Genomic DNA, 26388 nt, shown 5'->3' with positions numbered 1-26388 from the left:
GCGAAGCCCCCCTTATCGTTGCAGGATCGTCACCGCGCTCAGCCCCGGCGCGCCATAGACATGGCTGTAGGCCGTGCGCGCGCCCGCCACCTGCCGCGCGCCGGCGGCGCCGCGAAGCTGGATGACATTTTCATACACCTGCCGCAGCCCCGAGGCGCCGATCGGCTCCCCGCACGCCAGGCAGCCGCCATCGGTATTGACCGGCAGCGCGCCGCCGATCTTCGTGCGCCCCTCGTGCAGCCAGGCCTCCTGCGCGCCGTCGGCGCAGAAGCCATTCTCCGCCATGTGCATGATCTCGGCGCCCGATTCCGTGTCCTGCAACTGCGCGACGTCGATGTCGCCCGGGCCGACGCCGGCGCTCTCGAACGCCGCCGCGCTGGCGATCTGTGTCGGCGACGGGCCCCGTTCCAGGTCCAGGCTCGGGCTGAACACCTCGAAACTCCCCGGCGGGCGCGTCCGCACCGTCGCCGTCAGCAGCCGCACGCCGGTCGCGCCCAGCTCGCGGGCCTTCTTCGCGCTCGCCAGCACCAGCGCCACGCCGCCCTCCGCCGGCGAGCAGAACATGAACTTGGTCAGCGGATCATTCACCATCGGCGCGTTCAGGATCGTCTCCAGGTCGGTCGGGGTCTTGCGCCAGCTGTGCTCGGCCCGCGCGCCATTCTCGAACGCCTTTTCCGCGACCAGCCCCAGCGTCCGCGCGCTGATGCCGTGCACCTCCATATAGCGCCGCAGCTTCAGCGCGAAGAATTGCGTGGTCAGCATCAGCCCGACCTCGCCATACCAGTCGGGCAGCCCCCAGTCCGACGGCTTCGGATCGAAGGAGCCGCGCGGATGCTTGTCGAACCCCACCGCCAGCGCCAGCTCGGCCTCGCCGGACTTGATCGCGGTGAAGGCGCCATAGAGCGCCGAGCCGCCGGTGGCGCAGCCGTTCGCCACGTTGATGAAGGGCACGCCGGTCAGGCCCAGCTCGCTCACCATGATGTCGGCATTGCCCGCCGCGCTGCTGCCGCCAAAGGCAATGCCGATGTCCCGCCAGTCGACGCCGGCATCCGCCAGCGCCTGCCGAACCGCGAACACCCCCTGCTGCAACCCGCTGACCCCGTCCGTCCGCCCGAAGCGATGGATGCCGGCGCCGATGATGCACACCTCAGTCATCGTCGCTCTCCACGGGCCCGAAGGCAAAAGCGGTGCGCCCGCCGAAATCGACCGTGCGGAATGCACAGGGCAGGCCGACCTTCAACTCGTCGAACGCGAACCCTTCCAGCCGCGTCTCCACGATCACCGCGCCCGGCAGCTCGACATAGGCGAGCGCGAACGGCGCGAAGGGCACGTCCGCGGCATAGGGCGGCGATTTCGGCGGAAAGCGCTGCACCGTCCAGCTCCAGATCGTGCCGCGCGACGGCAGCGTCACCGCCTCATAGCGCTCGCTGTCGGCAGGGCAGGGAAAGACGATGCGCCCGCTTTCGCGGTTTCGCCCGCCAATCAGCGTTTCATCCGTGAAAAGACCCTCGGCGATGGTGGTCATGCCGCCCTCGCATAAAGCTGCGCCGCGCTCTCCGGATCGCCGAACAGCCGGCTCAGCAGCTGGATGCGCTTCAGCCCATGGCCCACCACCAGCTCCTCGGTCATGCCCATGCCGCCATGGAACTGCACCGCCTCATGCGCCACCAGCCGCGCCGCCTCGCCGACGAACGCCTTGGCGCCGGCCGCGGCGCGCAGGTCGTTCGCCAGCGCCGCCCGCATCACCATGCTGCGCGCCTGTTCCACCGCGACATAGCAATCGGTCAGCCGATGCTGGATCACCTGAAAGGCACTGAGCGGCTTGCCGAACTGCACCCGCTGCTTCACATAATCGACGGTGGTGGTCAGCAGCATCGCCGCGATCCCCAACATCTCGGCGCTCGCCGCGATCCAGCCGGCGGTCACCATCGCATCCAGCGCCGCGCTGCCCTCGGCGCCATCCAGATGCGCGTCCGCGGGCAGCAGCAGCTCGCGCAGGGTGACTTCCGCCGCCACCTGGCCATCCGCCGCGCGCCAGCCGCGCCGCTCCACCGCGCCCGCCGGCACGGCGAAGATGCCGATGCCGGCATCGGACCGCGTTTCACCGGTGAGACGCGCGCTCACCAGCAAAACATCGGCCGCCATCCCCTGCCACACCGCGGTCTTGGCGCCGTTCAGCACCCAGCCGTCGCCCGTGCGCCGCGCGCGCGTCTCGACATGGCGCAAATTGTAACGCCCCGCCGTTTCCGCCACCGCGCAGGCCAGCAGCGTCTCGCCGGTGATGACGCCGGGCAGATATTCCGCGCGCTGGCCATCGCTCGCCGCCGCCACCAGCAGCGCGCCGCCGGCGATCAGGCTCTCGGTCACCGGCTCCACCGCCATCGCCGCACCCAGCGGCTCGGCGATCGCGATGGTCTCGACGGCACCGCCGCCCAGCCCGCCGTCCGCCTCGGCGAAGGGCAGGGCGGTCACGCCCAGCCCCGCCAGCGCCGCCCAGCCCGCGCGATCGAACCCGCTCGCATCGCGCCGATACCGCCGCCGCTTCTCCAGGTCGCCGCCATAGCGCTCCGCGCCGAAACGCTCGACGCTGGCGCGCAGCAGCGCCTGCTCCTCGCTCCAGTCGAAGTTCATGCCGCCAGCCTTTGCGCCGGGGTGTAGCGGATGGGCAGTGCCCTCAGCCCGCGCAGCAGCATGTTCGGCGGCCATTCCAGCACCGCGCCCGGCACCAGCTCGAACCCTTCCATCCGCGCCAGCAGTTCCTCGAACGCCACCGCCAGCTCCTTGCGGCTGAGCATGTTGCCGACGCACATGTGGATGCCGCGCCCGAAGGCGAGATGGCTGCGGGCATTCTTCCGCTCGGGCAGGAAGGCATCAGGATCGGGGAATTTCGCCGGATCGCGGTTGGCGGCGGCAAAGCGCAGCATCAGCATGCTGCCCTTGGCGACGGCCACGCCGGCGAGCTCGGTGTCGCGCGTCACCACGCGCCACAGGCCCGACGTCGGACTTTCCAGCCGCAGCATCTCCTCCACCATGTTCGGGATCAGCTTGCCGTCCGCCCGCACCGCCGCCAGCGCCGCCGGGTTCTGCATCAGCAGCAACAGCCCGCCGGCGAGCGTGCTGGTGGTGGTCTCGTTGCCGGCCACCATCAGCTGCTGCATGATCGACATGATCTCGGCGTCGGTCAGCGGCGCCTCGCCGTCGACGCTGGCATAGACCAGGTCGCTCAGCAGGTCGTCGGTGCGCTCGGCGCGCCGGGCATCGATCAGGCTTTTCACCCGGTGCTGGAACTCGACCACCTCATGCGCGCATTCGATCTCCCGCTCCTTCGAGATCATGCCGCCCAGCCGGTCGGCGAAGGCGTCCGACCAGCGCTTCACCGTCGCCACATCGGTCGATGCCTCCATGCCGATCTCCCGCGCGATGACGGCGACCGGCAGCGGAATGGCGAAATCGGCGACGAAATCGGCCTGTGGCTTTGCCAACATCGCCTCGATCAGCTCGACGGCGATCTGGCGGATGCGGCCTTCGATGGCGTCCACGCGCTTCATGCTGAAGGCCAGGTTCACCAGCTTGCGAAAGCGGGTGTGCACCGGCGGGTCCGCGGTCAGCAGCGTGTTGATCGCCGGCCAGCCCTTGTCCAGCACCGTGGTGACGTCCGGATCGGCGGAGCGTTTTCCCGCCAGGATGGCGCCGAAATCATTGGAGAAATCCTCGACGCGGCCTGTGGCCTCCACCAGCGCGTCATAGCCCAGCACCAGGGTGATCGGCGTGCCGGGCAGCGGCATGACCGGGCCCTGCGCCAGCGCCGCCTGGTAGAAGGCCCAGGGGTCGGACAGGGTTTCGGGCGCGAAGGGGTTCATGGGCGGCTCGACGGATACGGATTCATGACAGTCCCGAAACTAACCCGCGCGACGCCATCCCGCGCTTGCGACAAGTGACAGGCTGGCGGGATTGTCAGGGCCGGGGCCCTGTTCCATTTTGAGGGGATCAAAATGGGGGCCATCTTTTTGTTGTCGCGCATCTCAATGCGGAAAACCGGTTTCCACTTTTCCGCGATGCGCTTGAAGCCGCGCCTCGACCGCGGGCCAATCCTGATCGGTCACGGCGAACACCACCGTGTTGCGCACGAACCCTGTGTGGCTGATCTTGTGCCGGCGCAGCACGCCTTCCTTCACGGCGCCGATCTTCAGCACCGCCGCCTGGCTGCGCGTGTTGCGCTCATCCACCCGCAGTTCGACGCGGTGAAAACCGCTGGCAAAGGCGTGGCGCAGCATCAGCCACTTCACGCGCTCGTTCAGGCCGCTGCCGCGGACGCGGGGCGCATAATAGGTGCCGCCGATTTCCGCCACGCCGGGCGTGCGCGCCTCGGGAAAGAGTGCGCTGCAGCCGATCAGATCGTCGTCCAGCAGGATCGCCCAATACTGCCCGCTCGCCAGCAGGATCGCGTCGAAATTGATGTCGAACATCAGCCCGAATAGCGAATAGCTGTACATCTCCCAGATCGCCTCATCCGCCGCGCAGGCGGCCCGCAAGCCTTCGCGGTGCGCCTCCGCCAGCGGCTCCAGCCGGATGTCGCCGTGGCGCAGGACGGGAAGGCTCACGCCAGCTGCGCCATGAACTGCTGAAGGTCGAAATAATCCCGCCAGTGGCTGATCCGGCCCTCGCGCACCACGAAGGCGCCCATCACCCGAATCTCGATCCAGCGGCTGCCGACATGGAAGCGGTCCGTCCGCTCGGTCAGCACCGTGTCGCCGGTGGCGGCGATGGCGTGCACGATCCACGCCGCCGCGTCATAGGGCAGCTGCGCCAGGAAGGCCCGCGCCGCCTCCCGCCCGTGCAGCGTCGGCATGGGGACATTGTCGTAAACCACATCGTCGGCCAGCAGCGCCAGCGCCGCGTCGGTCTCCATCGCATTGATATGCCCGATGAACTGCTCGACTACCGCCTGTGCCGTCATGACATTCTCCTCAAGGGTGTGCTGTTGCCCCGGCATCCACCACCAGCGCCGCACCCGTCATGAAGCGGCTGTCCTCGCCCGCCAGGAAGGCCGCCACCCCAGCGATGTCTTCGGGCGTGCCCAGCCGTTTCAGCGCGCTTTTCTGCACCCAGTAATCGCCGAACGCCGGGTTCGCCGCAAAGGCGGGCTTCGTGATGCCGGTCAGGATGGCGCCCGGCTGGATGCAGTTGACGGTGATGCCCGCCGGCCCCAGCTCGACCGCCAGCGCCCGCGTCAGCCCCAGCACGCCATGCTTCGCCGCCGCATAAGCCGCCATGCCGGCCTCGCCATGAGAGGACATGACCGAGCCGATGGTGATGATCCGCGCCGCGCCTTTCGCCGCCGCTTCTCCCTGTTTCATCAGTGAAACGGCATTTCGGACCAGCCGGAACACGCTGTCCAGGTTGATCGCGATCGTGTCCGACCAGACCGCCTCGTCATGCCCGTCGATCATCTCGAACGCGCTGACCCCGGCGTTCGCCACCAGCACGTCCAGCCCGCCCAACCGGTCCCGGCAAGCCTCGACCATCGTTTCGGCCGAGCCTGGCGCCGACACATCCAGCGTCAGGTCGCAGCCGGCGGCGCGATCCACCGTCAGCACGGTGAAACCATCCGCCCGCAACCGCGCGGCAATGCCCGCGCCGATGCCGCTGGCGGCGCCGGTCACCAACGCACGCTTCATCCGCCGCCCTCCTTATCGGGTCAGCGTGACAGCCGGCGTGTCGGCGGGAAACTGCGCAATCAGGCAGCCAGGCGCCGCCGTCGCAGCGTGCCGCCCACCAGGCCGAAGCCGGCGATCATCAGCGCCCAGCTGGCCGGCTCGGGGATGGCGCTGGCGGTGAAGGTCGAATCGTCGGGGGCGAAATCGGCGATCTGCGTGTTCGATCCCGACAGGTAGCGCGGCCAGAGATTATAGCCATAGTCGGCGATGTCGAAGCCGGTCGAGGGCAGCAGGTTGAAGGGCACGAACACGCGCACGCCGCTGCCGCTGACGGTGATGAATTCGGGCGGCAGCGGGTTGTTGACCGGCGCGCCGGCGCCGAAGGTCACGACCGAGCCGGTGCCGTTGCCGCGGACGACGACGACCGCGTCGAAATTGACCCCGGCGCCCAGCGGCGGGGTGCCGCCCGTCAGCCGCGGCGTGCCGGCACCGCGGTTGACACCCCAGACGTAGAGCTGGTCGACGTCATCGGGGATGCCCCCCGCCACCCGTGCCGACAGGCGCAGCGTGTTCGGGAGGTAATGCGCCTGCGCCACCAGCACGTCCAGGCTGGCGCGCGGCGGGCCGGTGTAGCTGGACAGGATGTCGCCGGCGGGGTCGATGACGGTGGTGGCGAGCGCGGGGGCGGCGAGCAGCAGCAAGGCGGGGGCCAGGATACGCATGGAACATCTCCCTGTATGGAAGGGGCAGGATGAACCGGAATTGCGACAATCGCCGCCCCCGGCCATGCGACCGGTCGCGCGGGATGCACGGATGGCCGCCCCGTTCAGAGTTTCAGGATCATCTTGCCCTCGTTGCTGCCCTCGAACAGCCGCATGAAGGCGTCGAAGGCATGCTCGATGCCCTCGTCGATATGCTCGTCGAACGCCAGCGCGCCCGATTGCGCCCAGCCCGCCATTTCCGCGGCACCCTCGGCGAAGCGTGGCAGGTAATCGCGCACCAATATGCCCTGGATGCGCGCCGACTTCACGATCAGCTGCCACAGGTTGCGCGCGCCGACGGGCGCTGGCGCATTATACTCGGAAATCAGCCCGCACAGGATCACCCGCGCATTCTGCGCGAGATTGTTGAGCGCGGCATCGAGGCAGACGCCGCCGACATTCTCGAAGACGATGTCCACGCCCTCGGGCGCGGCGGCGGCGATCGCGGCGCTGAGCGCGGCTTCGTCCTTGTCGCGATAGTCGATGGCGGCGTCATAGCCATAGCTGCGGGTCAGGCGGGCGCATTTTTCCGCGCCGCCCGCGATGCCGATCGTGCGGCAGCCCTTCAGCTTCGCGATCTGCCCCACCAGGCTGCCGACCGCGCCGGCCGCGCCGCTGACCAGCACCGTTTCGCCGGGTTTCGGCTGCCCGGCGTCCAGCAGGCCGAAATAGGCGGTCAGGCCGACGGCACCGAATACGCTGAGATAGTTGGTGGGTGATGGCACCAGTGAAACGTCTATTTTACTGGTGAAACCGCCGGGTGCGACGACGGAATAGTCCTCGATGGCGTTCAGCCCCAGCACCCAGTCCCCGGCGGCAAAGTCCGGGTTGCGGCTTTCCTCGACGATGCCCACCGTCGTTGCCCGTACGGCGTCCCCCAGCGGGATCGGCGGCATGTAGCTGGGCGCGTCGCTCATCCAGCCGCGCTGCGCCGGGTCCAGGCTGGCATAATGGTTGCGGACGCGAAAATGCCCGTCGGGCAGCGGAGCCAGGGCTTCCTCGACCAGGGCGAAATCCTGGGGCACGGGCATGCCATCTGGCCGGCGCATCAGCAGGAATCGTCTGTTCACCTCAGCCATCAGTCACTCCCCCGGCCCCCGTCCACCACATGCGCGGTGCCCGTCACCATGCGGCTTTTCGGCCCCGCCAGCCAGGCGATGGCAGCGGCGACGTGGCGCGCCTCCCCCACCATGTCCAGCGCGTTGCCGTCCTTTACGAAGGCCCGCACGGCGTCGCTGTCGCCATAGGCATGGGTAATCATCTCGGTGAGGATGACGCCGGGATTCAGGCTGTTGACGCGGATGGGTGGGGTGAAACCGCCGCCCTCGACGGCGGCGATCTTGCTGAAATGCGTGACCGCCGCCTTGGCTGCGCAATAGGCCGCGCAATCCTCCAGCCCGATCAGGCCGGCCAGGCTGCTGATGTTGACGATGCTGCCCGCGCTGGCGGTGTCGCGCATCGCCCGCATCGCCCATTTGGTGCCGAGCATCACCGATTCGACGTCCGCTTCCCACAGCGCGCGAAATTCGGCGAGGCTGGTATCGGGCAGCGGCTTCGAGAAAAAGGCGCCGGCGCTGTTCACCACGGCGTCCAGCCGGGCATGCCTGGCGACGATGCCCGATACCGCCGCCTCCCAGCCCGCCTCCTCGCAGACATCGAACGCGATGAATTCGGCGCTGCCGCCGGCCGCTTCGCACGCGGCCACCGTCGCCGCCCCGCGCCCGGCGTTGCGCCCGGCCGCGACAACATGGAACCCGTCCCGCGCCAGCCAGATCGCGCCTTCGCGACCGATGCCGCTGGTGGCGCCGGTGATGAGGGCGACCGGCTTCATATCCGGTCGCTCAGCACCCAGCCGCCATCCACCACCAGATGGCTCGCCGTGACGAACTCGGCCTCGTCGCCGGCCAGATAAGCGATCGCCTCGGCGATATCCCCCGGCCGGCAATAATCCTTCAACGGAATGCTCTCGAAATGTTTCGGATCGTCCCAATAGGCCGCGCCGCCGAACAGCGCCTCGGTCATGCCGGTGCGCGTGCCGCCGGGGCAGACGGCGTTGACGCGGATCAGGTCGCCCTTGCGCCCCAGATCCACGCCGATGGCGCGGGTCATGTTGATCAGCGCGGCTTTCGCGGTGCCATAGACCGTCGTCTGCATGATCGGCTTAACGCCCGCGATGCTGGCGACCGTGACGATGCTGCCGGTCGCCGGGGAAGCCTGCCGCCGCATCTGCGCCACCGCCCGCTGGATGCCGATGAAGGCGCCCTCGACATGCACGCGGCTCTGCGCGCGGATGCGCTCCAGCGTCAGGTCGACGATGGCGCCGCTGTCCGCCGTGCCGGCGTTCGACACCAGGATGTCCAACCGCCCGAAGCGCGCCACCACCGCGGCGATCGCCGCGTCCCAGTCGGCCTCGCTGGTCACGTCATGGCGAAGGATGTCGCCGCCGGCGTTGAGGTCGGTGCCCAGCACGCTGGCGCCCCGTTCGCGCAATAGCGCCACCGTCGCGGCGCCGATGCCGCTGGCGGCGCCGTTGACCAGCGCGATCTTGCCGGCAAGCCCGCTCACCGGGGCCCCCGCAAAATCGAAGATTTTGTGGGGATGTTCACAGCAGCCAGACTTCCACCACGCCGTCCCGCTCCCGCGTGGGATAGGCGACGATGCCCTCATGCGCCGGCGGCCCCAGTACGCGCCCGCTTTTCAGGTCGAAACGGGCGCCATGGTGCGGGCAGACGATGCTGCTGCCGCGCACCCGTCCGCCGTCCAGCGGCAGCGCCGCGTGGCTGCACCGGTTGGCCACCGCATGATAGGTTCCGTCCTGCGCCCGCGCCACGATCAGCGCCCGCCCGGCGACGGTGCGGCAGGCCGAGGACCCCGGCGGCAGGTCGGCGGCACCGGCGGCGACATAGTCAGTCATCCTCGCCCACGAAATCCATCAGCACCTTGTGGAAATGGCGTATGCGCAACTCCTGCGTGCCCAGGATCAGCCCCTCGAACGCCTTGCTGTTCATACCCTCCTGCACGCGCGGCAGGTTGTGCGCGTCCTGGTCCAGCACCAGCCCCAAGGAGGTCTGCCCATGCCGGAAGGTCAGATGCTCGGGCAGCATGTGCGGCGTGTCCGGTGCCAGGTGGCCGAAGATCATCACGTCATAGAGCATCTTGTTGGGGTCGCTGGCGTGCGGCCGGCTGACGAACAGCAGCATCGATTCGGCATAGATGTTCATCGTGACGTTGGGGAAGATCATGTAATGGTAATCGTCCGACAGCTGGTCGTCGGACAGGGCGGCATAGGGATAGATGCTGTCGGTCATGGCGCGCTTCGCCCGCTGGATCGCCAGCCGCAGCGCACGCGGGTTGCCCTCATAATCGTCGGCGTTCAGCCCGGCGCCCTCGGCCATCGCGCGCATCACGTCGGACAGTTTCACCTGGTCCGGATAGTGCGGGCTGGGGGTGGTGAAGGGCACCAGATAGCGGTTGTGCAACCCGAAACAGTCGATCTGCACATTGTAATCATCGAGCCAGCTCAGCAGTTCGGGGTGGATGCCCTGGACATGATAGGTCTCGTTGAAGGCATCGACGCTGGCCTTCCAGTTGCAGTCCCATTCGATGGTCTTCCAGTCGACCAGCTTCTGCCGGTCGAAGCCGTACCGATCGAGGTGGGCGGGGATTTCGCCGAGCCAGTCCGCCAGGCTGCCGGCATCGGCGTCCATGGTGAACCAGAAGAAGCCGCCCCAGCTGTCCACCCGCACCGCTTTCAGGTGCAGCACGCAGCCGGGCAGCTGCGGAAAGGTCTCCAGGTCGGGGATATGTTTCTGCGTGCCGTCGGTGTGCCATTCCCAGTGGTGATAGCCGCATTTGAAGCTGGGGCTGCTGCCGACCGAATCCTTGGCCACGATACGGTTGCCGCGATGCGGGCAGACGTTGAAGAAGCCGCGCACGCTGCCGTCGGCCTGCCGCGCGAAGATGAAGCTCTCCGTCCCCACCTCATGCGTCATCCAGTCGCCGGCCTCGGGAATCATCTCTTCCCGCCCGCCCAGCAGCCAGGCCTTCGTCCACAGCCGCTCCCACTCGCGCTTCATGAAGGCGGGGCTGGTGTAACGGCTCGCCGGGATGCGCTCATAGCCCAGGTGCGGGTCGGGATATTTGACCGCGCTGTCGCTGGTGCGGCCGGGGTTCAGCCGCTCGAAGGGAATCTGCTTCGGGTCCACCACGGTTGCCATCAGATCAGCCTTTCGCCACCCACTCGCCGCAGAAGTCCGCCGCTGCGGTCACCGGCCACAGCACATGCCGGTGCCCGCTGCCGACGCTGGGGTGCGGGGCGTAGCGCTTGCATTCGCCCTGCGCCGGGGAACCGGGAATGCCGGGCACGCCGGGCCCCTCCACCCGCACCTGGCTCCACATCCCGCAATTCGCGCACAGCCGCTCGCCCATCATCGCACTCCCTTCCGTCTCCATGCGCCTGTCGGCGGGCATGCTTGCCCTCTTGCTTTTGGCAGCGTGGCGCGTAACAGCCCTTTTCAGTGCCGCTCAGATGGCCCTGGGGAGTTTCCGCGTGAGCCTGTCCGAAGACATTGCCCGCATATCCATCACCGACTTTGCCGATGTGCGCCGCGCCGCCGAAAACCTCCGCGACATCGCCTGGGAGCGTGGCCAGCTGCGGGTGGCGCCGTGGGACAATATCGCCAGCAAGGCGCCGATGATCGATGCCGACGGGGCCGTGCTGGCCGCCGAGATCTTCGGCTGGGACGCGCCGCACGAACGCTGGTGGGCGGACACCCGCCTGGCACTGTCGAGCCCGCTGCCGCGCGCCTGCCGATACGAGAGCGAGACCTTCTGGGTGAATGCCCAGGGCTTTCATACCCGGCAGCCGAACCGCTACCTGGACGCCATCGACCTTGCGAATTTCGAGAAGCGGGCGCTGACCAAGGCCGCCATCGTCACCCCCATCCACCTGCCCTTCGGCCAGATCGGCGCTGTCAGTTTCAACGCCAGCGACCCCGAGCGCACCGACCTGTCGCAGGAATTCGCCGCGCATGCCGACATCCTGGGGCTGCTCGCCTACCGCTTCGTCGCCGGCTATGTGAAGGTCATCCGCACCCGGCACTGGCTGCCGTCCGACTGCCAGCTGACCAAGCGCGAGGTGGAATGCCTGCGCTGGGCGAGCATCGGCAAGACCGACAAGGAAATCAGCCTGATCCTGTCGCGCAGCCACGCGACCGTGCGCTTCCACATCCAGAATGCCGGGGAGAAGCTGGACGCCGTGAACCGCAGCCAGACCATCTTCAAGGCGGCGCAACTCGGCTATCTGGGGTTTGCGGCCTGACCCCTGTGATCTCAATCAAACAATTGCCCGCCTTCAACTGTTCTTCGACCATCTGCCAACGCTGATCCAACCATGCCCGCAAAGCCCGATTTCGCAGATTGCCGCATCGAATCCAGACAAGGCTATAGCGGTCGGCTCGGTGCAGCTGCAGAAAATCCTCGTCCTTGGTCATGATCGCCCAGCCGTTTCCTGACGCCAGATCAGCTATCGCCCGGTCGCTTCCTTCGGACATTCCCAAATGCGAGACATGATGTCCGACATGCCCTCTACGTTCCAGCCATTCGCACAGCCCCGGAGGCAACTGCGCATCGACCAGAAAAATCACTCAGCAGCCATGGCCACCGGATGGGCCAGCACGTCGGCCGCATAAGCAAGACAGGCACGAATATGATCGTGCGTGACATAGGGAAAATCCTCGACAATGGTGTCGCGGTCGGCGTCCTCTGCCAACATCTCCAATATGTCGACCACGCGCATCCGCGAGCCGGCAAGACAGGCCTTGCCCCCGCAAATCTCGGGATCGACTGAAATCAGGGGATGATCGGGCAGAACCATGGGCGCAATGTGCGCGCTTTCGGTGCCGGAAACAAGCGTTGCCGGGCTATTCATCCCAGTGGGCGCGCGCCGGCAAGGCTTCCAGCGCGTCCATGTCGAGCAGCAGTTCCATCGCGCCGATCCCGGCGGCGCCGACATCCAGCACCGCGCTCAGGGGCAGGCTCAGCCGCCGCATCCCGTCGCCGCCCGCCACATGGCCCTGCACGCGCCACAGGATGGCCAGCACGCCCGGCGCTTCCACCGTCCGGTCGATGGTGAGCAGCGCATCGGGCACCCGCGCGAACAGCGCCATCCACCAGTCGCGGGCATCGGCGAAGCGGCCGGCCTGTGCGCGCGGGCCATTGAAGCCCTGGGGTCCGGCGAAATCCAGGCAGCCGGTCATCGAACAGTCCCGCGCGTTCAGCGCCGCGGTCAGCCGCTCCGCCAGGGGTGCATCGGGGCGGGGCAGGGCAGGCAACTGCCCCTGACCGCTGCGCAATTCCCCCAAGGGGCGATGGATCGGCGGTGGCGCCGGGGGTGCGATCCCCAGCCGGTCGGTCACGAACAGGGCGTCGGCCACCCGCCCGGACTCCAGCGTCAGCCACAGGTGCCGCCGCAGATTGGCCTGCACGCCAGCTGACAGCGCGGAGAGGCTGAACGTCACCAGCGGGCCGTGCACCGCCACGCTCGCCACGGTGCGCTCGCGCAAGGCGGCCGCCATCGCCAGCGCCTCGGCCATGATGGCCTCGCGCCCGATCAGCAGGGCATCGCCATCCTCCACCTGCGCCCGCGCCAGGAAGGCCGCGCCATAGCCCGTGGCATCACCGCGCTCATAGGCCGCGCGCAGGATGCTCTCGTCGATCATGTTGCCACCAATTGGCGCAGCAGCGCGATCTCGTCGAACACGGTCCACTCCCGCGCCACCCGACCCGCCACCAGGCGCCAGTGCGTCACCCCCAGGATCAACGCCGGCCGCCCGGTGGCCGGGCCATAGAGCGCGCCGCCATCATGCACGCCCGCCAGGCTCCAGCGCAGCGCCACCGCCACCCCGTCGGCGTCATCGTCGCTCACCGGCACCGCGGCCAGATGATCGATTGCCACGCGGGCGCCGCCGAAACTGCCCAGCAGCGCCGCCCACCAGCCGCTGATCTCGCCATGCCCGAACAGCCGCCGCCCCGCCGGCGCGTGCAGCCGCGCATGGGTGGCATAAAGATCGCGCACGCCGTCCAGGCGCCGCCCGTTCAGCACCCGTGCCACGAACCAGCGCGCCATTGCCTCCGGCTCGGGCGGTGGCGCCTCGTCGGGCATGGCCTCCATCGGCGCGGCCAGCACCCGCGCCCGCTCGGACGTCCACCAGTCGACCGTCTCCGCTGATGGCGGCGCCGCCGCCAGCGCGCGGGGGTTCAGCCCCAGCTGCAGGGCGATATGGCTGTTGTCCCGCACCAGCCACTCCTCGACGATGCGGTTTTCCCGGCACAGGCAGTCGGCGACGGTCAGGAACTGGATCGGGCGCCCGGTGGGCGGGCCGAACTCCCCGCCGCCCAGATGGGTCGCGGTCGACGTGATCCGGTGGCTCGACAGGTAGCCGGCGGCATCGTCGCCGCTCCAGATAACCGCGTCGCCGATCAGCCGGCGGTCCGGGAAGGCGCCCAGCGTGCGCAGCGTGCCGTCAACCACGCCGGCCACGCCGCGCGCCGGCCCCGCCAGCGTCCAGATCGGGCAATCCTCGGCATAATGGCTGTCGATCAGCCCGATTCCTTTCTGCTCCCAGATGCGGTGGGTGCAGCGCAGGATGTAATCGACGATATCCAGATAGGCGTCATCGAACCTCGCCAGCGGCTGGCGCCGCGGGCCGGCATCCGCCAGCACATCGGCGATATCGCGCCCGAAGGTGCCGGGCACGATCACGCGTCGCGGCGCACCATGAAGGCGCTGGCCTGCGCGCCCGACGAAAGATGCGGCACAAAGCCGGCGGGCAGGCTGATGACGTCCCCCGGCCCGAGCGACAGCGTCCCATCCGCGGTCGCCAGGCTGAGGTCGCCGCGGTGCACATAGAGCACCGAGGCATGCGCCACGTCGGCCAGCAGTTCCAGCGGTTCGCCCGGCGCGACCGCCAGCCGCTCCAGCGAGAAGCCATGCGGCCAGTCGATCGGCGCGCCATCGCCGATCACCATCTCGCCCCAGCTGCCGCCCTCGGAATCATCGCGCACCACGAACGCCGCGGCCTCGGCGGCATTGACGCGCCGCAGCGCCGCCGCCTGTTGGGCGGTCGTGGGCGGCATCGGTGCCACGCCGTCAGGGATCGACTCGCCGGCGGCGGTGTCCACCAGGCTGCCGTTCTCCAGCAGCACCAGGCCATAATCGCGCGCCATTTCAAACACTTTCGGCGCCCAGGTGACGCGGCCGGGATCGTCCTGCCCCAGCACCGCGAACAGGTAGCCGAGATCGTCGCCGATGTTGGTGAAACCGCGGAAGATGCCGGTCGGGATGCTGATCGTGTCGCCCGGCCCCAGTTCCAGCCGCGCATCGTCGCCATGCTCGCCCAGGTCGAAGCGCCAGCGGCCGCTGTGCACCACGAACACCTCCGCGGTGTCATGGCTGTGCGGGCTGTTGACGCAGTTCGGTGGCTGCCGCGCGCCGCCGATGTTGAAGCCGTGGGGTTCGGCGATGTGGACATGCTGCGCGGGATTTTCGCTGACGCCCGGCCCGATGATGGTGAAGTTTTCCTTTGCCTCGCTGCCGGGCGAACGCGTGTCGATGAAGGCGTTGTAGCAGGGCCGCAGCTCGGCATAGCGCACCAGGCGCGGCCGCAGCGCCCCGCGGGTCCATGAGGTTTCGGTGGCGATCATGGCATCAACTTCGCGGGCGTTGCATGCGAAGTCAATATGCCGCACGATGCCGGCATGACAAAGGCCGACTTTCTCGCCCGCCTGCACAGCGCCGCCCCCGGTGCCCTGCTCGACATCAGCGCCGATCACGCCACGCTTCATGGCTGTCGCCCGATCGAGACGCTGAACGGCCCCGCCGCGATGGCCGCCGGCCTGTACGCGCCGCTTGCCGCGGCCCTTGCAGACCTTGAACGGCGCCCCGCCATCCTGCTGTCCGGCACCTTCAGGGATGGCGAGTGGTTCGCGCACAGCGGCGCCTTCGTCGGTCGCTTCGTCATGCCGCTCTGGGGCCTTGCCCCCTCGAATCGCCCGCACTGGCTGCGCTACGGCCAGTTCGACCGCCTGGAACAGGGCCGCATCGTCGAGACCTATCTCATCCTCGACCTGCCGCGGCTGATGATCGAAACCGGTCAGTGGCCGCTCCGTCCGCCGCCCGGCGAGGAGTGGTTCCCCGCCCCCGCGCCGCAGGACGGCCTTGATCCCGACGTGCGGGATGGCGCGCAGAGCCTGGCGCTGGTCGAATCGATGATCGCCGGCCTGATGCGCTTCGACGGGCAGAACCTGGCCAGCATGGGGATGCGCGATTTCTGGACGCCGCATTTCCACTGGTATGGCCCCGGCCCGATCGGCAGCGCCCGCGGGCACGAGCATTATGAGGCGACGCACCAGCGCCCGTTTCTGACCGCCTTTCCCGACCGCGTGGGCGGCAACCACAAATGCCGAATCGGCGACGGCGGCTATGTGGCCTCCACCGGCTGGCCCAGCATCAACGCCACCCACCGCGGCGACGGCTGGCTGGGGCAGGCCGCGACGCACAGGCGCATCACCATGCGGGTGATGGATTTCTGGCGCCGGGACGCCGGGTTGCTGGCGGAAAACTGGGTGTTCATCGACATTCCGGATCTGCTCGCGCAGTTTGGCACCGACCTTGGCCTGAAAGCCTGATGATGATCCGTGCCGAAGACCTGTCGCCGGCCCGCCGCGCCGGCGCGCTCGCCTTTCTCCTTGTCGGCTATTTCTTCTATGCCTGGTCGTGGAACACCGTCGACATCCTGCGGCCCTATATCCGCGAATCGCTCGGGCTCAGCCTCACCCAGTCCGGTTCGCTCTACACGCTGCAATCGGCCGGCGCGCTGGTGGGCGCGGTGGTGATGGGGCAGGTGGCCGACCGCATCGGCCGCCGCAACGCGCTCGTCATCTCGATGATCGGCTATGGCGCCTGCCTGCTCTCCGGCCTGCTGATCACCGCCTATTGGCAGCTGGTGGTCGAACGGCTGTTGATGGGCTTCTTCATGGGGTCGATGTTCCCGATCGCCGTCGGCATCTATTCCGGCCTGTTTGCCAAGGCCATGCGCGGCCGCATCGCTGGGTTGGTGATGGGCACCTACAACCTTGCCGTCGCCGCGCTCGGCTTCCTTTCCGCCGCGGCGTTTGCCGCCGGCCTCAGCTGGACGGCGCTGCTCTGGGCCGGCGCCGTGCCGGTGGCACTGGCGCTGTTCGCCTTCTTCGCCATTCCCGACGACCGCACCACCGTGCCCTTCGGCGGGCCCATCGATGGCCCGACGACCGCGACCAGCAAGCTGCCCGTCGCGGAACTGTTCAGGCCCGGGGTCGCCCGCCAGACCATCCTGCTTGCCACCATGACCGGGCTCAACTTCTTCGCCTACCAGGCCTTCACCGGCTGGGCGACGACCTATCTGAAGGAGGATCGCGCCATCGATCCCGCGGTGATCGGCGACGTGCTGGGCTGGCAGTTCATCGGCGCCGCCATCGGCGGTTTGGTGTGGGGCGCGATCGGCGACCGCTTCGGCCGGCGCAGCGCCGCGCTGGGCTTTGTCATCGCCGCCGCGCTGATCCCCGTCTATCTGTTCGTGCCCATGCCTACCACCGCGCTGGAGGTCACCGGCCTGGTCTATGGCATCATGCTGTCGGCCAGCGTCGTCTGGGGGCCCTGGCTGTCCGAACTCTACCCGCCGCACCTGCGCTCGACGGCCGCCTCCATCTTCAACTGGGGCCGCATCATCAGCATGACGGCGCCCCTGATCACCGCGCCGCTCGCCGAGGCCTTCGGACTGGCGCCCGTCATGTGCCTTGCCAGCGTCGCCTTCCTCGCCGCCGCGCTGATCTGGTCGCGCCTGCCGGAAACGCTGGGTCGCTGAACCCGCTATTCGCCGCGCCCGGCGCCCGGGCTTTGTCCGGTCCAGCGCCGGAATGCGCGGGTGAAGGAGGAGGGATCGGCAAAACCCAGCAGATAGGCGACCTCGCCCACCGACAGCCGCCGACCCGCCAGATAGTGCAATGCCATCCGGTGGCGCAGCGCATCCACCAGCGCGTCGAATGTCACCCCTTCGGCCTTCAGGTCGCGATACAGCGAGGTCCGGCTCCGCCCCATTAGCGCCGCGATCCGCGGCATCGGGATGTCGCCGCTGTGCAGCAGCGGCAGGATTGCCGCCTCCACCCGCCCGCGCACTGTTTGCGCCTGCAACAATGCGTCCATCAATGCCTGCGCCCGCTCGCTGAACAGGCCGAAGACATAGCGATTGGCGTTGGGGATCGGCACGGACAGCCACGATTCGTGGATGGCGATGGCATTGCGGCCGGCGCCGAAGCGCACGGGCACCCGCAAGATCGCGTCATAGGCGGCGGCATGCGCCGGCCGGGCGTGGCGCACGCATGCCGCCTTGGCAAAGGGCACATCGGGCATGAAACGGCGCGTGTTGCTGATGAACCGCGCCAGGGTTGCCTCGGTCAGTTCGGGAAAGTCGCCGGCGTCCGGCCGGCAATCCTCGATCCACAGCTCGCCGTCGAAACGCACCAGCGCGAAGCGCCCCGTCGCGCCATGCCCCGGCACCTCGATCGCCAGCCGGGAATAGCGGTTCATCTGCGCGAACGCCTCGGCCATCGTCGCCGAGGCATGGGCGATCAGGCCGACGATGGAGATGTCCCGGAACACGCTTTCCGCGCCGAAATGCAGGCCGAACGCCGGATCATCGCACAACCGGACCGCGCCCTGCATCAGCGCCTTGAACTGTCCGAACGGCACCCGCGCATCGGGGCCGTTGTCGGCGGGGTCGTGGCAGACCAGCCGCAGCAACGCCCCCCGGTCCGCGCCCCGCGCCACCGCCACGTCGATCACCGCCGCCGCATAGCCCGCCGACACGGTCGGGCCGTCCGCGCTGGAACGCACGGTCAAGGATTTGGTCGCCATTGCCCTGTCCATCGCAACGCCACCGTGTATCGCCGGCATGGAGTGACCATTTCGCCCAGGAACAGCCGCATGGCAACCGTCCCGCTTCCCGCAGCCGCCGCGCCTTCGCTGCGCCGCGCCATCATGGCCTGGGGCTGGATCGCCGTGGTCGGCCAGCTGCTGTTCCTGGGGTACATCATCGCGCTCTACGCCCCGCCGCTGGTCACCGGCGATTTCATCCGCTGGTCACGGGGCGGCCATGCCATCGATGCCTACGTTCCCGGCGACCGCACCGGCAACATCCAGTTCGGCCTCCACATCCTGCTCGCCGCCATCCTGACGCTCGGTGGCCTGCTGCAGCTTTCCCCGCGCCTGCGCGCGCGCCTGCCGGCGGTGCATCGCTGGAACGGCCGGCTGTTCGTCGTCGCCGCGATCCTCGCCTCGCTCGGCGGGCTGTGGCTGGTCTGGGTGCGCGGCTCGCGGCTCAACATGGCCAGCGCCACCGCCATCACCCTCAATGCCGCGCTGATTCTGGCGTTCGTCATCCTCGCCGTCGCCGCCGCCCGCCGCCGCGACTTCGCCGGCCATCGCCGCTGGGCCCTGCGTGCCTTCTTGGCGGTCAGCGGCGTCTGGTTCCTGCGCGTCGGCATGATGGCCTTCGCGCTCATCGGCATCGGCCTGCTCGGACTGCCGAAGCAATCCGCACAGGCCTTTTTCGCCGTCTGGAGCTTTGGTTCCACGCTGGTCCCGCTGCTGCTGCTGGAACTGACATTCCGCGCCACGGGTGGCGCGCAGCGGGCGCTGAGCTATGGCTTCTGGCTGCTCAGCGCGCTGACCGCCGTGGGGATCGCCGGGGCCGCGGCGCTGATGTGGTGGCCCCATCTCTGATGCAGGCCGCCGTTCAATCCGCCAGTCCGAACCAGTCGAACGCCACCCCGTGCACCGCAAAGGCTCCGACAACGGGCACCGCCACCGTCACCCACCGGTCATCGGGCGCGATGTGCAATTCCACCAGCGGTCCATCCACAAACAGGCTCAGGCGTTTCGGCCCCGCCTGCAACCGCGCCTCATCCCCCCAGGCAAAGTCGCCGGTGCGTTCCAGCCGTGCCGCGCCATCGGCCGCGACAGCCAGCGTGAACGCCGCGCCATGCCCTTCGATCCGCAGGGAGAAGACGCCCGCCACCGCGGCCACCCCCAGGCCCGCCGCCGGCATGGTCGTCTGGCGCACCGAGAACCGGTCGGCGATCGCCGGAACCGGTGCCGATCCCGCCGCGGTCATGGCGCGGGGCAAGGACAGCGGGCCGCCATGAAACCCGCCCCACGGCATCGCGCGCGCCGTCGCCCAGCTCGACGCCCAGCCGATCAGCATGTCGCCACCGGGAATCGCCGCATAGAAATCCGGGCCCAGATCCAGGCGACAGGGGGTGCCGGACCCCTGCCAGCGACCGTCGGCAAAACCGCCATCCCAGCGCCAGACGGTGCCGTCCGCGCCATCGCCGCGCCGGTCCACCGTCGACCAGACCAGTGCCTCACCGCCCCCCGGCACCGCCACCCGCGCCGGCATCTCCAGCATCACCCCGCGCGGCAGCCCCACCGTCACCTCGCCCGCGGCGCGCCAGGGCCCTTCCAGCGCCTCGGCTTCGAACAACAGCAGCCGGGACGGGCCTTCGTCGCGCCACGCGCGCCAGTCGCACGGCGCCGCCAGCAGCATCCGCCAACCGCCGTTGACCGGCCAGACAAAGGGATCGCGCCGGTTGCGCGCCGCGCCCCCCAGCCCGTCGAGCGCCCTCGCCGGCCCCCAAGTCCGCCCGCCATCGCCGGAGCGCCGCAGCACCTGCCTTTCCAGACCCGCCGCATGCGCCGTGTGCACCGCCACCGGGCCGGGCAGCACACAGCCACTGTACGCCCATTCGTCCCCCGCCGGGATCGCCACCCCGTCCCAATCCCAGCGCAGCAGGTCGTCGCCGGACAGCCGCGCCCAGCCGGTGGCCGCGAAATCCGGCGCATCCGCGCGGTGTTGCGCGAACAGCCGCCAGCGCCCGCCTGAAAACAGCAGGCCGTTGGGATCGTTCAGCCATTCGCCCGCCGGGGCGTGCGCATGAAAGGCCATCATCTTTTCACCGCCCCCAGCAGAAACTCCACATTTCCTTCGGGGCCGGTGATGGGGGAGGGCACCACCCCGCGCACATCCCACCCCCGCCCGCGCACCCAGGCGGCCGCCGCATCGCAGACCCGGGCGTGCAATGCGGGGTCGCGCACCACGCCCTTGTCCGTCTCCCCCGGCCCCACCTCGAACTGCGGCTTCACCAGTGCGATCAGCCAGGCACCCGTGCGCGCAAAGTCCAGCGCCCGCTCCAGCACCTTGGCGAGGCCGATGAAGCTCGCGTCGCACACGATGATGTCCACGGCCTCGGGAACATGCGCCGCCGTCAGATGCCGTGCATTCACCTGCTCGTGCACCACGACCCGGGGATCGCTGCGCAGGCTCCAGGCGAGCTGGTTCGTTCCCACATCCACCGCATGGACCCGCGTGGCGCCGCCCTGCAGCAGCACATCGGTGAAGCCGCCGGTGGAACTGCCCACGTCCAGCGCCACGAACCCGCGCACCTCCACGCCGAAATGCGCCAGCCCGTGCGCCAGCTTCACGCCGCCCCGGCTGACCCAGGGATGCTCCCGCCCGGCCACCCGCAGCGGCACCTCGTCGGCGATGGTCTCGCCCGCCTTCGCCACCTTGCGCTCGCCGGCGAACACCTGCCCCGCCATGATCAGCGCCTGCGCCTTCGCCCGGCTCTCCACCAGCCCGCGCGCGACAAGCGCCACGTCGGCGCGGCTTTTCATCGCATTTCAGACATTATGGCCTAACCGGCTTCAAAGTCAGGACAATCACGCCTTCGACCTTGTCGAGAACAAAGGATTGGCCCTCCTGTATTTTCATTTTTTCGATCAAAGCCAGCGGCAAAGGGATAACGAACTCGTCTCCGTCACGAACCACGGTCACCGTGTAGCAGTCCAACGCAATTGCCTCCGTTATGCCTTCGTGCTAACAGACACGAATGCCGATGTCATCCGCCCTTCGCCGCACGGGCAATTCGGTCAGCCTGATCGTTCCGCGCCCGTTGCTTGCGGAACTCGGCGCTGGATCGGGCACCCGGCTCGATCTCAGCATCGTTGATGGTGCCCTTGTCGCCCGCCCGATCGCGCAGCCCCATCGCAGCGGCTGGAGCGCCGCCGCGGCTGAGGTCGCGACCGACGGCAGCAGCGACGAATGGCTCGATGTCCCGCTTGAGGGTGACGAAGCGCTCACATGGTGAAACGCGGCGACGTCTGGCTCGCCGCGCTGGACCCGACCGTCGGCCATGAAATCCAGAAAACCCGGCCCTGCGTCATCATTTCCCCCGATGAACTAAACGCCCATCTCCGCACCGCGATTGTCGCGCCCATGACCAGCCAGGGCAGGGCGGCGCCTTTTCGTGTCGCCATCCGTTTTCAGGGTACTACCGGCCTCATCCTGCCCGATCAGCTCCGCACGCTCGACCGCGCACGCCTTATCAAACGCCTTGGCCGGCTTGATCGCCCGACCATGGACCGGCTGCTCGGTGTGCTCGGTGAATTGTTCGCCGCCTGACGCAAGATTACGCCCGCGCCGCCCCCACGTCATTGTGCCGCAACGCCCCCAGCACGCTCGCGACGATTCCGGCGGCATCCAGCCCGGCAGTCGCATATTGCTTTGCCGGCGCGTCATGTTCCTGGAAGACATCGGGCAGGCGCAGCGTGCGGATTTTCAGGCCGTCATCCAGCAGGCCGCTGTCGCTCGCCAGCGTCAGCACATGCGCGCCCAGCCCGCCGACGGCGCCTTCCTCCACGGTCACCACCACCTCGTGGCTGGCGCACAGCCGGCGGATCAGCGCCTCGTCCAGCGGTTTGGCAAAGCGCAGGTCGGCAACCGTGGTCGAAAGCCCCTTGGCGTCCAGCACATCCGCCGCCTTCAACGCTTCGCCCAGGCGCGTTCCCAGCGACAGGATCGCCACGCTCTTGCCCTCGCGCACGATGCGTCCCTTGCCGATCTCCAACCGCTCCGGCACGGCCGGCAGCGTCAGCCCGATACCTTCGCTGCGCGGGTAGCGCACCGCAATGGGGCCTGAATCATGCAGCGCCGCCGTGTGCACCATGTGCACCAGTTCCACTTCGTCCGCCGCCGCCATCACCACGAAATTCGGCAGCGTCGCCAGATAGGTCACATCGAACGACCCGGCATGGGTGCTGCCGTCCGCGCCCACCAGCCCGGCGCGGTCGATGGCGAAGCGCACGGGCAGGTTCTGGATCGCCACGTCATGCACCACCTGGTCATAAGCGCGCTGCAGGAAGGTGGAATAAATGGCGCAGAATGGCCGATAGCCCTGCGCCGCGAGGCCCGCCGCGAAGGTCACAGCATGCTGCTCGGCGATCCCCACGTCGAAGGTACGGTGCGGATAGGCGGCCTGGAACTTGTCGAGGCCCGTGCCGCTCGGCATCGCGGCGGTGATCGCCACGATCTTTGCGTCCCGCGCGGCCTCCGCCATCAACGCTTTCGCAAAGACGCCGGTGTAGCTGGGCGGCCCCGCCGGCGCCTTGGATTGCTCGCCGGTCACCACGTTGAACTTGGTCACGCCATGATATTTGTCCGCCGCGGCCTCGGCATAGCTGTAGCCCTTGCCCTTCTGCGTGATGCAGTGGATCAGGCACGGTCCCTCGGCGGCATCGCGCACATGCTCCAGCACGCTCACCAGCTGCTCGACATTGTGCCCGTCGACCGGGCCGACATAATAGAAGCCCAATTCCTCGAACAGGGTGCCGCCGGTGGTCAGCGTGCGGGCGAAACTCTCCGCCCGCTTCGCTGTCTTCTTCAACCCGTCGGGCAGCGCCTTCTTCGCCAGCTGTCGCACCGCGTCGCGGATTTCCAGGAACGTGTTCGAAGAATAGATGCGCGTCAGATAGGCCGACAGCGCCCCGACTGGCGGCGCGATCGACATCTCATTGTCGTTCAGGATCACAATCAGCCGGTTCCCGGCCTCGCGCGCATTGTTCATCGCCTCATAGGCCATGCCGGCAGACATTGCGCCATCGCCGATCACCGCGATCGCCTTGCCCCTGGCGCCCGACAATTTGTTGGCGATGGCGAAGCCCAGCGCCGCCGAGATGCTCGTGCTGGAATGCGCCGCACCGAACGGGTCGTACACGCTCTCGCTGCGCTTGGTGAAGCCCGACAGTCCGCCGCCCTGCCGCAAGGTGCGGATGCGGTCGCGCCGCCCGGTCAATATCTTGTGGGGATAGGCCTGGTGCCCCACGTCCCAGATCAGCCGGTCGGTCGGCGTGTCGAACACATAATGCAACGCCACCGTCAGCTCGACAACGCCGAGGCCGGCGCCGAGATGCCCGCCGGTCACGCTGACCGCGTCGATCATCTCCGCCCGCAGCTCATCCGAGAGCTGTCGCAACTGCTCCGGCTTCAGTTTCCGCAGGTCGGGCGGCGTTTCGACCAGGTCCAGCAGCGGCGTTTGCGGGCGACCGGCAGGCGCTTGGCTCACAGCGATTTCATCCTTCGACATCGCGACCTGCATAAACCCATGCCACCATGCGGCAAAGCGCTAAAATGTAGCACGCTTGTCATCATTATCCTTTTCGGTCGCGGAGTCGCCGCAGCGTTCGCAGCGACCCTGCACCTCCAGCACCGGCCGCAGCGGCAGGAATCCCGCCGCCGAGGCCCGTGCCCGCAGCGCCCCTGCCAGCCGGTCATCATCCAGATGCCGGGTATCGCCGCAGCCCTCGCACACCAGGAAGATGCAATCGTGCACGCAGGCCGGGTGCGTGTTCACGACATAGGCGTTGCGGCTTTCCACCCGCTTCGCCAGATTGTTCACCACGAACAGGTCCAGGATGCGATAGACGCTGTTCGCCTGCACCCGCCGCCCGACACGGGCCGACACCCGCTCGGTCACGTCATAGGCGGACATCGGCTGGGCGCCCGCCGCCAGCACCGCGAACACATCGGCCCGCAGCGACGTCCATGCCACCCCGCCCGCATCCATCGCCGCCGCGGCGGCGTCGATCAATGCCGGATCATCTGCCGCCAGGTGCGCGTGGCTCGCCATCAGCGGCGGGGCTGCGGGGCCGGGGGTTTGACCACCTCCGGCGGCGTGGCCGGCTTGGTCTCCGCCGGTGTCGCGGGCTTCACCGCCACCGGGGCCGGGGCCGCCTTGACCTCCGGTGCGGCTTTCGCGGCCACCTCCGGCGGTACGGCGACCGTCGCCGTCGCCGTTGCCAGCGGCCCCGTGACCTCGGCCGTCTTCACCGCGTCCGGCCCCCGAGCGATGGCGGTCGCCAGGCGGTCCGCGGCCGGGCAGGGCGCCGCGCACAGCAGCTTCAGCCGGTCGAGATTGGCCTGCGCCCGCGCAATCGCGCCGCGCCTTGCCAGGCTTGCGCCCTGGCCCTCCAGCGCGGTCAGGTCGTTGGGATCGATCTGCAGCGCCTCCCGGTAATAACGGATCGCCTTGCCCGGCAGGCCCTGCGCCTCCGCCACCCGGGCCAGCCCGATATAGCCGCCCTTGTTGCGCGGATCGGCGGCGATCGCCGCCTCATAGGCGTCCGACGCCGCGTCGTATCGACGCGCGGCCAGGGCCGCGTCGGCCATCCCCATCTGCACCAGCGATTTCGGATCGAGTTGCGTATCCGCCAGGCCCCGCGCCAGCGCCGACGCCTGCGTCGCCCCCGCCAGCAACAACATGCCCACCGCCCATCGTCTCAGCGCCATGCGCACCCTTTCCCAGTCCCGATCGGGCTCTATCAGAGCTTTTCCATCCGCGCGACGAAAAAGCCGTCGCACCCATGGCCAAGCGGGGTGAGCCGGTGCTGAACGGCCGGCACGCCAAGGTCCGCGACCACCCGTGGCCCTTCTTCCTCCAGCACGCTGCACACGGCATAGACCAGCCGCCCGCCCGGCCGCACCAACTCCCATCCCAACGCCAGAAGGCGCGCCTGCTCGGCGCACAGCCGCGCCAACCGTTCGGGGGTCAGCCGCCAGCGCGCTTCGGGATTGCGGCGCCACGTGCCGCTGCCCGAACAGGGCGCGTCCACCAACACCAGGTCGGCCGCCCCGCGCAGATCCTCCAGCGCCGCCATCTCCCGTCCCGGGTCCAGCAGCCGCGTCTCGCCCCGCGCGCCTGCCCGCACCGCCCGCGGTTCCAGCTTCCGCAGCCGCGTGCGGTCACTGTCGCAGGCGATCAGGCGGCCGTCGCCGGCGCCGCCCATGTCCGCCGCCAGCGCCAGCGTCTTGCCCCCGGCCCCGGCACACAGATCCACCACTGTTTCCCCCGGCATGGCCGCGCACAGCGCCACGGCGAACTGGCTCGCCGCGTCCTGCACCTCGATCTCGCCGGCAACCCAGGCCGCGCAGGCCTCGACATTGAAGGCCGCCACCGCCCGTCGCGCGAAGGGCAACGGCAGCGGCAGTCCCGCCACCGGCCCAGCCGGTACGGGCAGCACGACCATGTCCGCATCCGACACCTTCAACCGGTTCACCCGCAGGTCGAACGGCGCCCGCTCCAGCAACGCCTGTGCCTCGGCCTCCGCCTCCGCCCCGAACGCCGCTGCCATGCGCGTCATCAACCACGCCGGCAGCAGCGCCGCCTCGGCCACCGCCTCATCCGGAGCCAGCGCTGCCGGTCCATGCCCCTCACCGGTAAATGCCGTCCGCAGGTCCGGCTGCGCCTCCGCCAGCCCCAGCATCGCCGCGCGCCCGCTTTCCGGCATCTCGCCGCAGCGCCGGATCGCCGCGAATACCAGGTCACGCACCGCCGTGCGGTCCTTCGACCCGGCATAGCGTCGCGTCGCGAAATAGCGCGACACGATCACGTCGGCCGAGGCGCCGCCCTGCCGCGCCGCCGCGATCACCAGATCGAGCAGCTCGATCGCTGCCTGTACACGCGCTGCAAAGATCATCCCCCGCCATGCCGCGCCCCAGCCCCAAGCGCAACACGCTGACCGTCAAGGCGGCAGGCGTCTTGGC

Annotated in this window: 32 protein-coding genes; 6 read left to right on the top strand and 26 right to left on the bottom strand. The window is 68.8% G+C overall.

Going from position 1 to position 26388, the window contains the following annotated elements:
• Positions 1-12 precede the first annotated feature (12 nt).
• From H3309_RS11120 to H3309_RS11055, 14 genes are all read right to left on the bottom strand, one after another.
• The gene (locus H3309_RS11120; RefSeq protein WP_182294778.1) at positions 13-1155 is read right to left on the bottom strand and encodes a thiolase family protein; all 1143 of its coding nucleotides are present in this window, start codon (positions 1153-1155) and stop codon (positions 13-15) included.
• On the bottom strand, positions 1148-1525 hold the full coding sequence (locus tag H3309_RS11115) for a Zn-ribbon domain-containing OB-fold protein (protein WP_182294777.1): 378 nt from the start codon (positions 1523-1525) through the stop codon (positions 1148-1150). Before H3309_RS11115 ends, H3309_RS11120 begins: the two co-directional genes overlap by 8 nt.
• A complete protein-coding gene (locus H3309_RS11110) occupies positions 1522-2631 on the bottom strand; it encodes an acyl-CoA dehydrogenase family protein (RefSeq protein WP_182294776.1) in 1110 nt (369 codons plus the stop codon). Before H3309_RS11110 ends, H3309_RS11115 begins: the two co-directional genes overlap by 4 nt.
• Positions 2628-3860: a cytochrome P450 gene (locus tag H3309_RS11105; protein ID WP_182294775.1), complete on the bottom strand. Its 1233-nt coding sequence runs from the start codon at positions 3858-3860 to the stop codon at positions 2628-2630. The genes H3309_RS11110 and H3309_RS11105 overlap by 4 nt, the downstream gene beginning before the upstream one ends.
• A 162-nt stretch (positions 3861-4022) precedes the next feature.
• A complete protein-coding gene (locus H3309_RS11100) occupies positions 4023-4601 on the bottom strand; it encodes a GNAT family N-acetyltransferase (RefSeq protein WP_182294774.1) in 579 nt (192 codons plus the stop codon).
• Entirely contained in the window at positions 4598-4957 is a 360-nt protein-coding gene (locus H3309_RS11095) for a limonene-1,2-epoxide hydrolase family protein (RefSeq protein WP_182294773.1), read from the bottom strand. The genes H3309_RS11100 and H3309_RS11095 overlap by 4 nt, the downstream gene beginning before the upstream one ends.
• 10 nt (positions 4958-4967) lie before the next feature.
• Positions 4968-5678 (bottom strand): SDR family NAD(P)-dependent oxidoreductase, encoded by a 711-nt coding sequence (locus tag H3309_RS11090; protein ID WP_182294772.1) that lies wholly within the window; start codon positions 5676-5678, stop codon positions 4968-4970.
• Positions 5679-5737: 59 nt separating this feature from the next.
• Entirely contained in the window at positions 5738-6379 is a 642-nt protein-coding gene (locus tag H3309_RS16970) for a PEPxxWA-CTERM sorting domain-containing protein (RefSeq protein ID WP_207791497.1), read from the bottom strand.
• A gap of 104 nt (positions 6380-6483) precedes the next feature.
• Positions 6484-7497, bottom strand: coding sequence for an NADP-dependent oxidoreductase (locus H3309_RS11080; protein ID WP_182294771.1), 1014 nt, complete (start codon positions 7495-7497; stop codon positions 6484-6486).
• Complete coding sequence (locus H3309_RS11075; protein WP_182294770.1) at positions 7497-8249, bottom strand: SDR family NAD(P)-dependent oxidoreductase; 753 nt, start codon at positions 8247-8249, stop codon at positions 7497-7499. Before H3309_RS11075 ends, H3309_RS11080 begins: the two co-directional genes overlap by 1 nt.
• On the bottom strand, positions 8246-8983 hold the full coding sequence (locus H3309_RS11070) for an SDR family NAD(P)-dependent oxidoreductase (RefSeq protein ID WP_182294769.1): 738 nt from the start codon (positions 8981-8983) through the stop codon (positions 8246-8248). The genes H3309_RS11075 and H3309_RS11070 overlap by 4 nt, the downstream gene beginning before the upstream one ends.
• A 37-nt stretch (positions 8984-9020) precedes the next feature.
• Complete coding sequence (locus H3309_RS11065) at positions 9021-9332, bottom strand: Rieske (2Fe-2S) protein (protein WP_182294768.1); 312 nt, start codon at positions 9330-9332, stop codon at positions 9021-9023.
• Entirely contained in the window at positions 9325-10635 is a 1311-nt protein-coding gene (locus H3309_RS11060; protein ID WP_243453700.1) for an aromatic ring-hydroxylating oxygenase subunit alpha, read from the bottom strand. The genes H3309_RS11065 and H3309_RS11060 overlap by 8 nt, the downstream gene beginning before the upstream one ends.
• Before the next feature lie 4 nt (positions 10636-10639).
• On the bottom strand, positions 10640-10888 hold the full coding sequence (locus H3309_RS11055) for a hypothetical protein (protein ID WP_182294767.1): 249 nt from the start codon (positions 10886-10888) through the stop codon (positions 10640-10642).
• Positions 10889-10967: 79 nt separating this feature from the next.
• Here H3309_RS11055 and H3309_RS11050 point away from each other — a divergent pair, with 79 nt between their 5' ends.
• Positions 10968-11738 carry a helix-turn-helix transcriptional regulator gene (locus H3309_RS11050; RefSeq protein WP_243453699.1) on the top strand — a complete coding sequence of 257 codons (771 nt, stop codon included), beginning with the start codon at positions 10968-10970 and terminating at the stop codon, positions 11736-11738.
• Here H3309_RS11050 and H3309_RS11045 read toward each other — a convergent pair.
• Genes H3309_RS11045 through H3309_RS11025 form a run of 5 tightly spaced genes read right to left on the bottom strand, consistent with a single transcriptional unit; the run spans position 11698 to position 15121 of the window.
• On the bottom strand, positions 11698-12063 hold the full coding sequence (locus H3309_RS11045; protein ID WP_182294765.1) for a DUF5615 family PIN-like protein: 366 nt from the start codon (positions 12061-12063) through the stop codon (positions 11698-11700). The two genes, H3309_RS11050 and H3309_RS11045, sit on opposite strands and share 41 nt — an antisense overlap.
• Complete coding sequence (locus H3309_RS11040) at positions 12060-12293, bottom strand: DUF433 domain-containing protein (protein ID WP_182294764.1); 234 nt, start codon at positions 12291-12293, stop codon at positions 12060-12062. The genes H3309_RS11045 and H3309_RS11040 overlap by 4 nt, the downstream gene beginning before the upstream one ends.
• Positions 12294-12339: 46 nt before the next feature.
• Positions 12340-13137 (bottom strand): hypothetical protein, encoded by a 798-nt coding sequence (locus H3309_RS11035; RefSeq protein WP_182294763.1) that lies wholly within the window; start codon positions 13135-13137, stop codon positions 12340-12342.
• Positions 13134-14180, bottom strand: coding sequence for an ester cyclase (locus tag H3309_RS11030; RefSeq protein ID WP_182294762.1), 1047 nt, complete (start codon positions 14178-14180; stop codon positions 13134-13136). The genes H3309_RS11035 and H3309_RS11030 overlap by 4 nt, the downstream gene beginning before the upstream one ends.
• Positions 14177-15121, bottom strand: coding sequence for a cupin domain-containing protein (locus H3309_RS11025; protein WP_182294761.1), 945 nt, complete (start codon positions 15119-15121; stop codon positions 14177-14179). Before H3309_RS11025 ends, H3309_RS11030 begins: the two co-directional genes overlap by 4 nt.
• 54 nt (positions 15122-15175) lie before the next feature.
• Between H3309_RS11025 and H3309_RS11020 the strand changes: the two genes are divergently transcribed.
• Positions 15176-16105 carry a nuclear transport factor 2 family protein gene (locus H3309_RS11020; protein ID WP_182294760.1) on the top strand — a complete coding sequence of 310 codons (930 nt, stop codon included), beginning with the start codon at positions 15176-15178 and terminating at the stop codon, positions 16103-16105.
• Positions 16105-17319: an MFS transporter gene (locus H3309_RS11015; protein ID WP_182294759.1), complete on the top strand. Its 1215-nt coding sequence runs from the start codon at positions 16105-16107 to the stop codon at positions 17317-17319. The genes H3309_RS11020 and H3309_RS11015 overlap by 1 nt, the downstream gene beginning before the upstream one ends.
• 5 nt (positions 17320-17324) lie before the next feature.
• Here the strand turns inward: H3309_RS11015 and H3309_RS11010 are convergent, their stop codons facing one another.
• Positions 17325-18407 (bottom strand): AraC family transcriptional regulator, encoded by a 1083-nt coding sequence (locus tag H3309_RS11010; protein ID WP_207791496.1) that lies wholly within the window; start codon positions 18405-18407, stop codon positions 17325-17327.
• A gap of 30 nt (positions 18408-18437) precedes the next feature.
• Here H3309_RS11010 and H3309_RS11005 point away from each other — a divergent pair, with 30 nt between their 5' ends.
• On the top strand, positions 18438-19235 hold the full coding sequence (locus H3309_RS11005) for a DUF2306 domain-containing protein (protein ID WP_182294758.1): 798 nt from the start codon (positions 18438-18440) through the stop codon (positions 19233-19235).
• Between the two features lie 13 nt (positions 19236-19248).
• On the opposite strand, the gene H3309_RS11000 is transcribed toward H3309_RS11005, so the two are convergent.
• Positions 19249-20460 carry a hypothetical protein gene (locus H3309_RS11000; protein WP_182294757.1) on the bottom strand — a complete coding sequence of 404 codons (1212 nt, stop codon included), beginning with the start codon at positions 20458-20460 and terminating at the stop codon, positions 19249-19251.
• Entirely contained in the window at positions 20457-21185 is a 729-nt protein-coding gene (locus H3309_RS10995) for a TlyA family RNA methyltransferase (RefSeq protein WP_182294756.1), read from the bottom strand. Before H3309_RS10995 ends, H3309_RS11000 begins: the two co-directional genes overlap by 4 nt.
• Positions 21186-21400: 215 nt before the next feature.
• On the opposite strand from H3309_RS10995, the gene H3309_RS10990 reads away from it, so the two are divergent.
• Both H3309_RS10990 and H3309_RS10985 read left to right on the top strand, forming a co-directional pair.
• A complete protein-coding gene (locus tag H3309_RS10990) occupies positions 21401-21658 on the top strand; it encodes an AbrB/MazE/SpoVT family DNA-binding domain-containing protein (protein WP_182294755.1) in 258 nt (85 codons plus the stop codon).
• Positions 21652-21972, top strand: a complete 321-nt coding sequence (locus H3309_RS10985; protein WP_182294754.1) for a type II toxin-antitoxin system PemK/MazF family toxin — start codon at positions 21652-21654, stop codon at positions 21970-21972. Before H3309_RS10990 ends, H3309_RS10985 begins: the two co-directional genes overlap by 7 nt.
• Before the next feature lie 7 nt (positions 21973-21979).
• On the opposite strand, the gene dxs is transcribed toward H3309_RS10985, so the two are convergent.
• From dxs to H3309_RS10965, 4 genes are read right to left on the bottom strand one after another with little or no spacing between them, the layout of a single operon-like run.
• Complete coding sequence (gene dxs, locus H3309_RS10980; protein ID WP_182294753.1) at positions 21980-23932, bottom strand: 1-deoxy-D-xylulose-5-phosphate synthase; 1953 nt, start codon at positions 23930-23932, stop codon at positions 21980-21982.
• 39 nt (positions 23933-23971) lie between these two features.
• Complete coding sequence (locus H3309_RS10975; RefSeq protein WP_182294752.1) at positions 23972-24475, bottom strand: Fur family transcriptional regulator; 504 nt, start codon at positions 24473-24475, stop codon at positions 23972-23974.
• Positions 24475-25134, bottom strand: coding sequence for a tetratricopeptide repeat protein (locus H3309_RS10970; RefSeq protein WP_182294751.1), 660 nt, complete (start codon positions 25132-25134; stop codon positions 24475-24477). Before H3309_RS10970 ends, H3309_RS10975 begins: the two co-directional genes overlap by 1 nt.
• 32 nt (positions 25135-25166) lie before the next feature.
• On the bottom strand, positions 25167-26321 hold the full coding sequence (locus tag H3309_RS10965; RefSeq protein WP_182294750.1) for an RsmB/NOP family class I SAM-dependent RNA methyltransferase: 1155 nt from the start codon (positions 26319-26321) through the stop codon (positions 25167-25169).
• Positions 26322-26388: the final 67 nt, after the last annotated feature.

Origin of the sequence: Sandaracinobacteroides saxicola, from assembly GCF_014117445.1 — a bacterium.
Taxonomy (GTDB): Bacteria; Pseudomonadota; Alphaproteobacteria; order Sphingomonadales; family Sphingomonadaceae; genus Sandaracinobacteroides_A; species Sandaracinobacteroides_A saxicola.
The sequence above is the reverse complement of the archived record's forward strand: the minus strand, read 5'-3'. Positions and strand labels throughout refer to the sequence as shown.

Excerpts from the sequence above, each read along its gene's own strand:
- H3309_RS11120 (WP_182294778.1), bottom strand. The coding sequence starts at position 1,155 with ATGACTGAGGTGTGCATCATCGGCGCCGGCATCCATCGCTTCGGGCGG.
- H3309_RS11115 (WP_182294777.1), bottom strand. The coding sequence starts at position 1,525 with ATGACCACCATCGCCGAGGGTCTTTTCACGGATGAAACGCTGATTGGC.
- H3309_RS11110 (WP_182294776.1), bottom strand. The coding sequence starts at position 2,631 with ATGAACTTCGACTGGAGCGAGGAGCAGGCGCTGCTGCGCGCCAGCGTC.
- H3309_RS11105 (WP_182294775.1), bottom strand. The coding sequence starts at position 3,860 with ATGAACCCCTTCGCGCCCGAAACCCTGTCCGACCCCTGGGCCTTCTAC.
- H3309_RS11095 (WP_182294773.1), bottom strand. The coding sequence starts at position 4,957 with ATGACGGCACAGGCGGTAGTCGAGCAGTTCATCGGGCATATCAATGCG.
- H3309_RS11090 (WP_182294772.1), bottom strand. The coding sequence starts at position 5,678 with ATGAAGCGTGCGTTGGTGACCGGCGCCGCCAGCGGCATCGGCGCGGGC.
- H3309_RS16970 (WP_207791497.1), bottom strand. The coding sequence starts at position 6,379 with ATGCGTATCCTGGCCCCCGCCTTGCTGCTGCTCGCCGCCCCCGCGCTC.
- H3309_RS11080 (WP_182294771.1), bottom strand. The coding sequence starts at position 7,497 with ATGGCTGAGGTGAACAGACGATTCCTGCTGATGCGCCGGCCAGATGGC.
- H3309_RS11075 (WP_182294770.1), bottom strand. The coding sequence starts at position 8,249 with ATGAAGCCGGTCGCCCTCATCACCGGCGCCACCAGCGGCATCGGTCGC.
- H3309_RS11065 (WP_182294768.1), bottom strand. The coding sequence starts at position 9,332 with ATGACTGACTATGTCGCCGCCGGTGCCGCCGACCTGCCGCCGGGGTCC.
- H3309_RS11060 (WP_243453700.1), bottom strand. The coding sequence starts at position 10,635 with ATGGCAACCGTGGTGGACCCGAAGCAGATTCCCTTCGAGCGGCTGAAC.
- H3309_RS11055 (WP_182294767.1), bottom strand. The coding sequence starts at position 10,888 with ATGCCCGCCGACAGGCGCATGGAGACGGAAGGGAGTGCGATGATGGGC.
- H3309_RS11040 (WP_182294764.1), bottom strand. The coding sequence starts at position 12,293 with ATGGTTCTGCCCGATCATCCCCTGATTTCAGTCGATCCCGAGATTTGC.
- H3309_RS11035 (WP_182294763.1), bottom strand. The coding sequence starts at position 13,137 with ATGATCGACGAGAGCATCCTGCGCGCGGCCTATGAGCGCGGTGATGCC.
- H3309_RS11025 (WP_182294761.1), bottom strand. The coding sequence starts at position 15,121 with ATGATCGCCACCGAAACCTCATGGACCCGCGGGGCGCTGCGGCCGCGC.
- H3309_RS11020 (WP_182294760.1), top strand. The coding sequence starts at position 15,176 with ATGACAAAGGCCGACTTTCTCGCCCGCCTGCACAGCGCCGCCCCCGGT.
- H3309_RS11015 (WP_182294759.1), top strand. The coding sequence starts at position 16,105 with ATGATGATCCGTGCCGAAGACCTGTCGCCGGCCCGCCGCGCCGGCGCG.
- H3309_RS11010 (WP_207791496.1), bottom strand. The coding sequence starts at position 18,407 with ATGCCGGCGATACACGGTGGCGTTGCGATGGACAGGGCAATGGCGACC.
- H3309_RS11005 (WP_182294758.1), top strand. The coding sequence starts at position 18,438 with ATGGCAACCGTCCCGCTTCCCGCAGCCGCCGCGCCTTCGCTGCGCCGC.
- H3309_RS11000 (WP_182294757.1), bottom strand. The coding sequence starts at position 20,460 with ATGATGGCCTTTCATGCGCACGCCCCGGCGGGCGAATGGCTGAACGAT.
- H3309_RS10995 (WP_182294756.1), bottom strand. The coding sequence starts at position 21,185 with ATGAAAAGCCGCGCCGACGTGGCGCTTGTCGCGCGCGGGCTGGTGGAG.
- H3309_RS10990 (WP_182294755.1), top strand. The coding sequence starts at position 21,401 with ATGCCGATGTCATCCGCCCTTCGCCGCACGGGCAATTCGGTCAGCCTG.
- H3309_RS10985 (WP_182294754.1), top strand. The coding sequence starts at position 21,652 with ATGGTGAAACGCGGCGACGTCTGGCTCGCCGCGCTGGACCCGACCGTC.
- dxs (WP_182294753.1), bottom strand. The coding sequence starts at position 23,932 with ATGTCGAAGGATGAAATCGCTGTGAGCCAAGCGCCTGCCGGTCGCCCG.
- H3309_RS10975 (WP_182294752.1), bottom strand. The coding sequence starts at position 24,475 with ATGGCGAGCCACGCGCACCTGGCGGCAGATGATCCGGCATTGATCGAC.
- H3309_RS10970 (WP_182294751.1), bottom strand. The coding sequence starts at position 25,134 with ATGGCGCTGAGACGATGGGCGGTGGGCATGTTGTTGCTGGCGGGGGCG.
- H3309_RS10965 (WP_182294750.1), bottom strand. The coding sequence starts at position 26,321 with ATGATCTTTGCAGCGCGTGTACAGGCAGCGATCGAGCTGCTCGATCTG.